The organism is Algoriphagus sp. 10J20-15 (genome assembly GCF_055809615.1).
In genome coordinates this window covers 24,579-30,707 of sequence record NZ_JBVVUG010000030.1, presented here as the reverse complement: position 1 = coordinate 30,707, position 6,129 = coordinate 24,579, and the positions used below count along the sequence as shown (strand labels likewise).

General features: G+C 39.6%; 4 protein-coding genes and 1 pseudogene. 2 read left to right on the top strand and 3 right to left on the bottom strand.

Going from position 1 to position 6,129, the window contains the following annotated elements:
- A partial coding sequence (locus AC0L6R_RS11625) for a cation:proton antiporter regulatory subunit (RefSeq protein ID WP_473271366.1) occupies positions 1–636 on the top strand: 636 nt, incomplete at its 5' end.
- The gene (locus AC0L6R_RS11620; RefSeq protein WP_473271365.1) at positions 572–1,270 is read left to right on the top strand and encodes an SLC13 family permease; all 699 of its coding nucleotides are present in this window, start codon (positions 572–574) and stop codon (positions 1,268–1,270) included. The genes AC0L6R_RS11625 and AC0L6R_RS11620, both read left to right, overlap by 65 nt.
- Before the next feature lie 133 nt (positions 1,271–1,403).
- Here the strand turns inward: AC0L6R_RS11620 and ppk1 are convergent.
- From ppk1 to AC0L6R_RS11605, 3 genes and pseudogenes are all read right to left on the bottom strand, one after another.
- Positions 1,404–3,525 (bottom strand): annotated as a pseudogene (ppk1, locus tag AC0L6R_RS11615) (polyphosphate kinase 1).
- Positions 3,526–3,632: 107 nt separating this feature from the next.
- The gene (gene gyrB / locus AC0L6R_RS11610; RefSeq protein ID WP_283413158.1) at positions 3,633–5,591 is read right to left on the bottom strand and encodes a DNA topoisomerase (ATP-hydrolyzing) subunit B; all 1,959 of its coding nucleotides are present in this window, start codon (positions 5,589–5,591) and stop codon (positions 3,633–3,635) included.
- A gap of 168 nt (positions 5,592–5,759) precedes the next feature.
- Positions 5,760–6,128, bottom strand: a complete 369-nt coding sequence (locus AC0L6R_RS11605; RefSeq protein WP_473271364.1) for a CoA-binding protein — start codon at positions 6,126–6,128, stop codon at positions 5,760–5,762.
- Position 6,129 lies beyond the last annotated feature (1 nt).

Sequence of the window (6,129 nt, the reverse complement as noted above, 5' to 3'; positions counted from 1 at the left end):
TCATTCGGTGTTTTTGAAATGAGTTTGATGGGACTGGTGTTTTTTGCCACAGGATTAATATACATGCTGACGATAGGCAGTTGGTTAACCCCTAGTCGTAAACCAAAATCAGAATTGGGAGACAGTATTCAGTTTGGAAATTACCTTTCCGAGGTCATTATACTTAGCGATTTTGAACAATTAAATGAGCCTCTACTCAAGCAGAATCTTTTTGGAAAGCTCCCTATCAAACCGCTGCAGATTATACGATCCGATGGACGAAAGGTCCGGGTTTATCCTAACACATCAATTCAGGAAGGTGATATCATTCGCATTAATTGTGATAAAGAAACCCTAGAGAAAATTAAGACCCAGAAAGGAATTGAGTTAAAAGCTGACTTGAAATGGAATGAGGAAAACATTGTCAATGAGGAAGAACGACTATATGAAGCAATGGTCACCCCTAATTCATTCCTGATAGGAAAAAGCATTAAAGCATTGAATTTCAAAAAACTATACAATCAGGTTCTGGTCATTGGAATTCGACATAGATCTGATATGCTCAGCTCTCTGCTTTCTAAAACGGATTTGCGTGCCGGCGATATTTTGCTTCTCAAGAGCAACAGAGGAATCAATTCAAAGTATAGAAGCGAGTGATGATCTGCTTTTGCTTTCAGAATCTAAAAGTCATCCTGTTAATAAGTTAAAAACAGTAATAACGCTAGTCATACTTGCCCTGATTATAGGCTTGGCTTCATTTGAAATTTTTCCAATCGTTGTCACAGCAGTAGCAGGAGCGATTGCCTTGATCGTGGTGGGATCATTGAACACAGAACAAGCATACAAAGCAATAGACTGGAAAGTGATTTTGATGCTTGCAGGAGTTTTATCTATGGGTTTAGCTCTAGAAAAAACTGGTGGGTCTGAGCTTATTGGTACCTCAATCGTGGAAAGCGTAGGGCAGTTTGGTCCTCGGGCAGTCATGAGCGCCTTATTTGCATTGACCTTTCTTATGACTAACGTGATGTCCAACAATGCGACCGCGGCTTTGCTTGCTCCTATTGCTATCAGTATTGCTGCGGCCTTGGATGTAGATTCCAGGCCAATGCTGATGGCTGTAACTTTTGCTGCCAGCCTGAGTTTCATGACTCCAATGGGCTATCAAACAAATACCATGATCTATACGCCAGGGAATTATAGATTTAGTGATTACATTAAAGTGGGAACTCCGCTCAACCTATTGCTTTGGATTGTGGCGACGTTTGGAATCCCATATTTCTTCCCTTTTTGACGAGCAATATTCAATACGATATGAGTTCCTAGTTTAGCGTTGCAAATTTTCAAGAGTCCAAAACGCAATAAAGCATTGAGTTTATTCTCAATGCTTTATTGGCTTCATTTTCATAAAAAGTGCAACTTGATTTTTAATCAACAAGCTTCACTTGAACTACATTTTCTGCATCCAAATTAAAGAACTCACGATGGACATTGAATTCAGGCTCATCCCCTACTGGATGCTTTGCCAAATAAGTGCCATCCTCCTGCATCACATAAGCATTGACATTATCCTTTAGGTTATAAGCCAGAATATTCATCAGCTGCTTTTCGAGTAAAGGCGATTCCACCTTGAAAAGTGCTTCCAATCTCTTGTCAAAACTACGAACCATCATGTCCGCACTCCCAGCGTAGGTTCTTGTGTCGCCATTATTGTGGAAATAATAGATCCTGGAATGTTCCAAGAAATCCCCAACAATAGAAAGCACCTCAATATTTTCGCTCAAGCCCACTCTCCCTGGCCTTATACAACAAATGCCTCGGACAATCAGCTTGATGGTAACACCTGACTGCGACGCGCGATACAAAGCATAAATTATTTCAGAATCCTCCAGAGAGTTTACTTTAATAAATATGCCACTTGGCAAACCTTTCCTTGCGTTCTCAGCTTCCTTCTCTATATACTCTATCAATTGATTTCTCATATCTCGAGGAGCAGTGATCAAGTTTTGATATTGGGAAGGCATGGAGTGCCCAGTGATTACGTTGAAAAACTCAGAAACGTCATTTGCTAAAGTCTCATTGGTAGTCATTAATCCAATATCCGTATAAAGCCTCGCGGTATCCTCGTTATAATTACCAGAACCTAAATGAACATAGCGAGTGATTTCACCTCCATCTCGCTTTACGATGAGTAGTAGTTTGGTGTGGGTCTTCAGATGAGAAATCCCGTATATCACAAAGCAACCTGCCTTCTGCAGCTTCTTAGCCTCTCGGATATTATTCTCCTCGTCAAATCTCGCTTTAACTTCAAAAAGAACCGAAACGTGTTTGCCATTTTCAGCTGCTTTTAGCAATGCTTTGGTTATTCTACTTTCTTTGGCAAGTCGATAAATGGTCATTTTGATAGCCATTACATCCGGATCTTCAGATGCTTTTTCTATCAAATCTAAAATAGAATCAATGTTGTTATAGGGATGATGAAGAAGAATATCTTTCTCTTTCAAAACATCAAAAATATCTGCAACTCCTTCATCCTGGTAAGACAGAGGCTTTACAGGATCAGGGATTTGTGGTAAGCGCTCACGGAATTTTTTGTTTCCGACGATCTGCCAAAGGCCAGTAAAATCTATAAGGCTTTCTCTTTATCAGAAATACCGAATCCATTTTGAGATTCCATCTCTCCAAAAGTGAATTCATCATCCACTTACTGTAGCCTTCTTCGATTTCTATCTTTACTACCCTCCCGCTCTTTCTTTCCATCAATTTGCGCTTTACTTCCTCCAAGAAGTTTGCGTCCATATCTTCACTTTCCTCCAATGTAAAATCCCCATTTCTGGTGATTCTGAAAAGAGTAATTCCTTCTATATCTACATTTCTGAATAGTGAGATAATATTTTCCCGTATTACTTCTTCAATAGGAATCAGCAATAAAGAATCCTCTCGTTCAATTTCGAAGAACCTTGGAATATTTGCAGGAATTTGCACAAAACTCATCTTGCGCATATCCTGTCTATCTCCTGGACTGGTAGTCACTACACCAAAAACCAAAAGTTTATTCATCAATATAGGAAAGGTGCGATAGCCATCGTAAACCATCGGAGTAAGCATAGGGTAAATAGCTTTTATAAAGTAATCCTGCACTTTCTCCTGCTCCTTCTCGGTAAGCTTTGAAATATTACATAGCACTACTCCTTGCTCCTGAAGCTCAGGCATTATTGTCTTAGTGAAATGTTCATGCTGAGCTTGATGAAAAATATGACTATCGTTCATCAATTTAGCCTTGAAAGGCTCTTCTCTTAATCCCGAATAATCAACCCTTTCCTTATCGTAATCAAGATAATTATATAGTGACCCTACACGAATCATGAAAAACTCATCCAAATTGGAAGCTGTAATAGCAAGAAACTTAAGCTTTTCAAAAACACTACGATGAGATTTTTTGGATTGATCCAACACACGTTCGTTGAATCTCAACCAACTTAAATCTCTGCTTACCAGATCACTATGTTGTATTATCGAATCGTATTTTTCAACAACTTCCAATTTCATCTCTTTCAAAGTTAATAGTTAGAAGCAAGTTAAGTGATGCTTGCTTAATTTGGGTTTATGATTATGTTAACAATTAAAAAAAGGGGCTGAAAAGCCCCCTTGAATGATTAGGTATCGATTTTTGCGTATTTCGCATTTTTCTCGATAAAATCTCTACGTGGGGCTACTTCATCTCCCATAAGCACGCTGAAGAGATGATCTGCTTCTGCGGCTGATTCAATATTAACCTGTTTTATCGTCCTCACATTTGGATCCATTGTAGTAGTCCAAAGTTGCTCAGGGTTCATCTCACCGAGACCTTTGTATCGCTGAATACCTACGCTGTCCTCTTTACCATCTTTAGCCATTTCTGCCGTAAGAATTTTTCTTTCTTCCTCAGTCCAGCAATATCTCTCGTCTTTCCCTCTTTTCAATAAATATAAAGGAGGCAAAGCAATATAAACGTATCCGTTTTCTATCAATGTCCTCATGTATCTGAAGAACAAGGTAAGAATAAGAGTTCTAATGTGAGAACCATCGATATCAGCATCCGTCATGATGATGATTTTATGATAGCGAAGACCGGTAAGATCCAGTTCCTTATCATCATTTACAGTTCCGAATTTAACACCCAGAGCAGTAAGAATGTTTTTTATCTCTTCGTTATCATAGATTTTATGCTCGTGAGCTTTTTCTACGTTTAGAATTTTACCTTTTAATGGCAAAATCGCCTGAAAGTCCCGATCACGGCCTTGCTTAGCAGATCCACCTGCTGAGTCCCCTTCGACTAAGTACAATTCACAGACCGTAGGATCACTATTCGCACAATCGGCAAGCTTACCTGGAAGACCACCGCCTCCAAGTACATTTTTACGTTGCACCATTTCCCGTGCCTTTCTCGCAGCATGCCTTGCTTGTGCAGCCAATATAACTTTACCTACGATTATTTTCGCTTCTTTAGGATGTTCTTCCAACCAAAACTGTAGCGCTTCCGAAACCGCAGAATCTACAGCTCCAACTACGTCAGAGTTACCCAACTTAGTTTTGGTTTGCCCTTCAAACTGAGGCTCAGCCACTTTCACAGAAATAACTGCTGTAAGACCTTCACGGAAATCATCTCCTGAAACTTCCATCTTCAACTTGTCCAGCATTCCAGACTTATCAGCGTAAGATTTCAGAGTTCTTGTCAGTGCTCTTCTAAAACCAGAAACGTGGCTTCCTCCTTCGTAAGTATTAATGGTGTTTACGTAAGAAACCACGTTTTCAGAATATGAACTATTATAATTCATAGCTACCTGCACAGGCACACCATTCTTTTCTGTATCTATGGAAATTGGGGTATCGATGATTTTCTCACGACTTACGTCCAAGTATTGTACGAATTCTACCAATCCACCTTCAGAAAAGAACTCATCAGATTTAACTGAACCGTCATCTTCAGTTTCACGAAGATCCGTTAAGAAAATTCTGATTCCAGCATTCAAAAAGGACATTTCACGAAGTCTATTCGCGATGGTCTCATATTTAAATTCTGTGATAGCAAAAATACTTGCATCGGGCTTGAAGTGAATGGTAGTTCCTCTTCGATCAGTAGTTCCAACTTGTTTTGCAGGATACTGAGGTACACCAATTTTAAATTCTTGTTCGGTAATTACTCCGTTTCGATAAACTGTTGCTTTAAGATCAGTGGATAGTGCATTCACACAGGATACACCTACACCGTGCAATCCACCGGATACCTTGTAAGTATCCTTATCGAATTTACCACCCGCATGAAGAACGGTCAACACTACTTCGAGTGCAGACTTTTTCTCCTTTTCGTGCATATCTGTAGGAATTCCACGGCCGTTATCCTCGACAGTAATTGAATTATCTACATTCACTGTCACTTTTATGGTATCGCAGTGTCCTGCAAGTGCTTCATCAATAGAGTTATCAACTACTTCCCAGATTAGGTGGTGCAGGCCCTTGACCCCAACATCACCAATATACATAGCAGGTCTCTTACGAACTGCTTCAAGACCTTCTAATACCTGAATATTACCGGCACCGTATTCGCCTAGATTCTTCGCTTTTTCTTCACTCATATGTTTTGGAGAAAACCCTCAAATTGGGTCTAAAAAGGTGATTTTATGTTCTTTTTTAGATTCGGCAAGATAGGCAAAAATTGTGACTTTACACAGCTTTTGACGATCATCAGTTACACAAAAAAGGAATTAAGAAAGATCAAGTCAACAGGTTGGTTGACAAGGGTTTTAATATTGATTTGTACTCAACATAACCAAAGTACAAGCCCTCAAAACTTCAATTCCCGCAGCTTCAGCTTCCTGAAAGAAGGTAGGATTCTCAGTTCCAGGGTTGAAGATGATTCTTTTAGGCGAAAGACTGATCAAATAATCAATCCACTCCTCCTGATGAGCAGGGCCAATATAGAGTGTGATGGTATGTATATCTTGGAGTTGAGGCTTACTTCTAAGATCAAGAATTTTTTGGCCAAAGACTTCTCCCGATTTAATTCCAATCGGCAAAAAAGGAATGCCTTTATCAGCCAATCTGTCGGCAGCGATATAGGCAAATCTTGATGTATTTGTAGTTGCTCCTACGATCAGGGTTAACTTTTCCATC

What these genes read in the sequence shown, in the direction of transcription:
- AC0L6R_RS11605 (WP_473271364.1), bottom strand. Translation starts at nt 6,128, where the DNA reads ATGGAAAAGTTAACCCTGATCGTAGGAGCAACTACAAATACATCAAGA.
- gyrB (WP_283413158.1), bottom strand. Translation starts at nt 5,591, where the DNA reads ATGAGTGAAGAAAAAGCGAAGAATCTAGGCGAATACGGTGCCGGTAAT.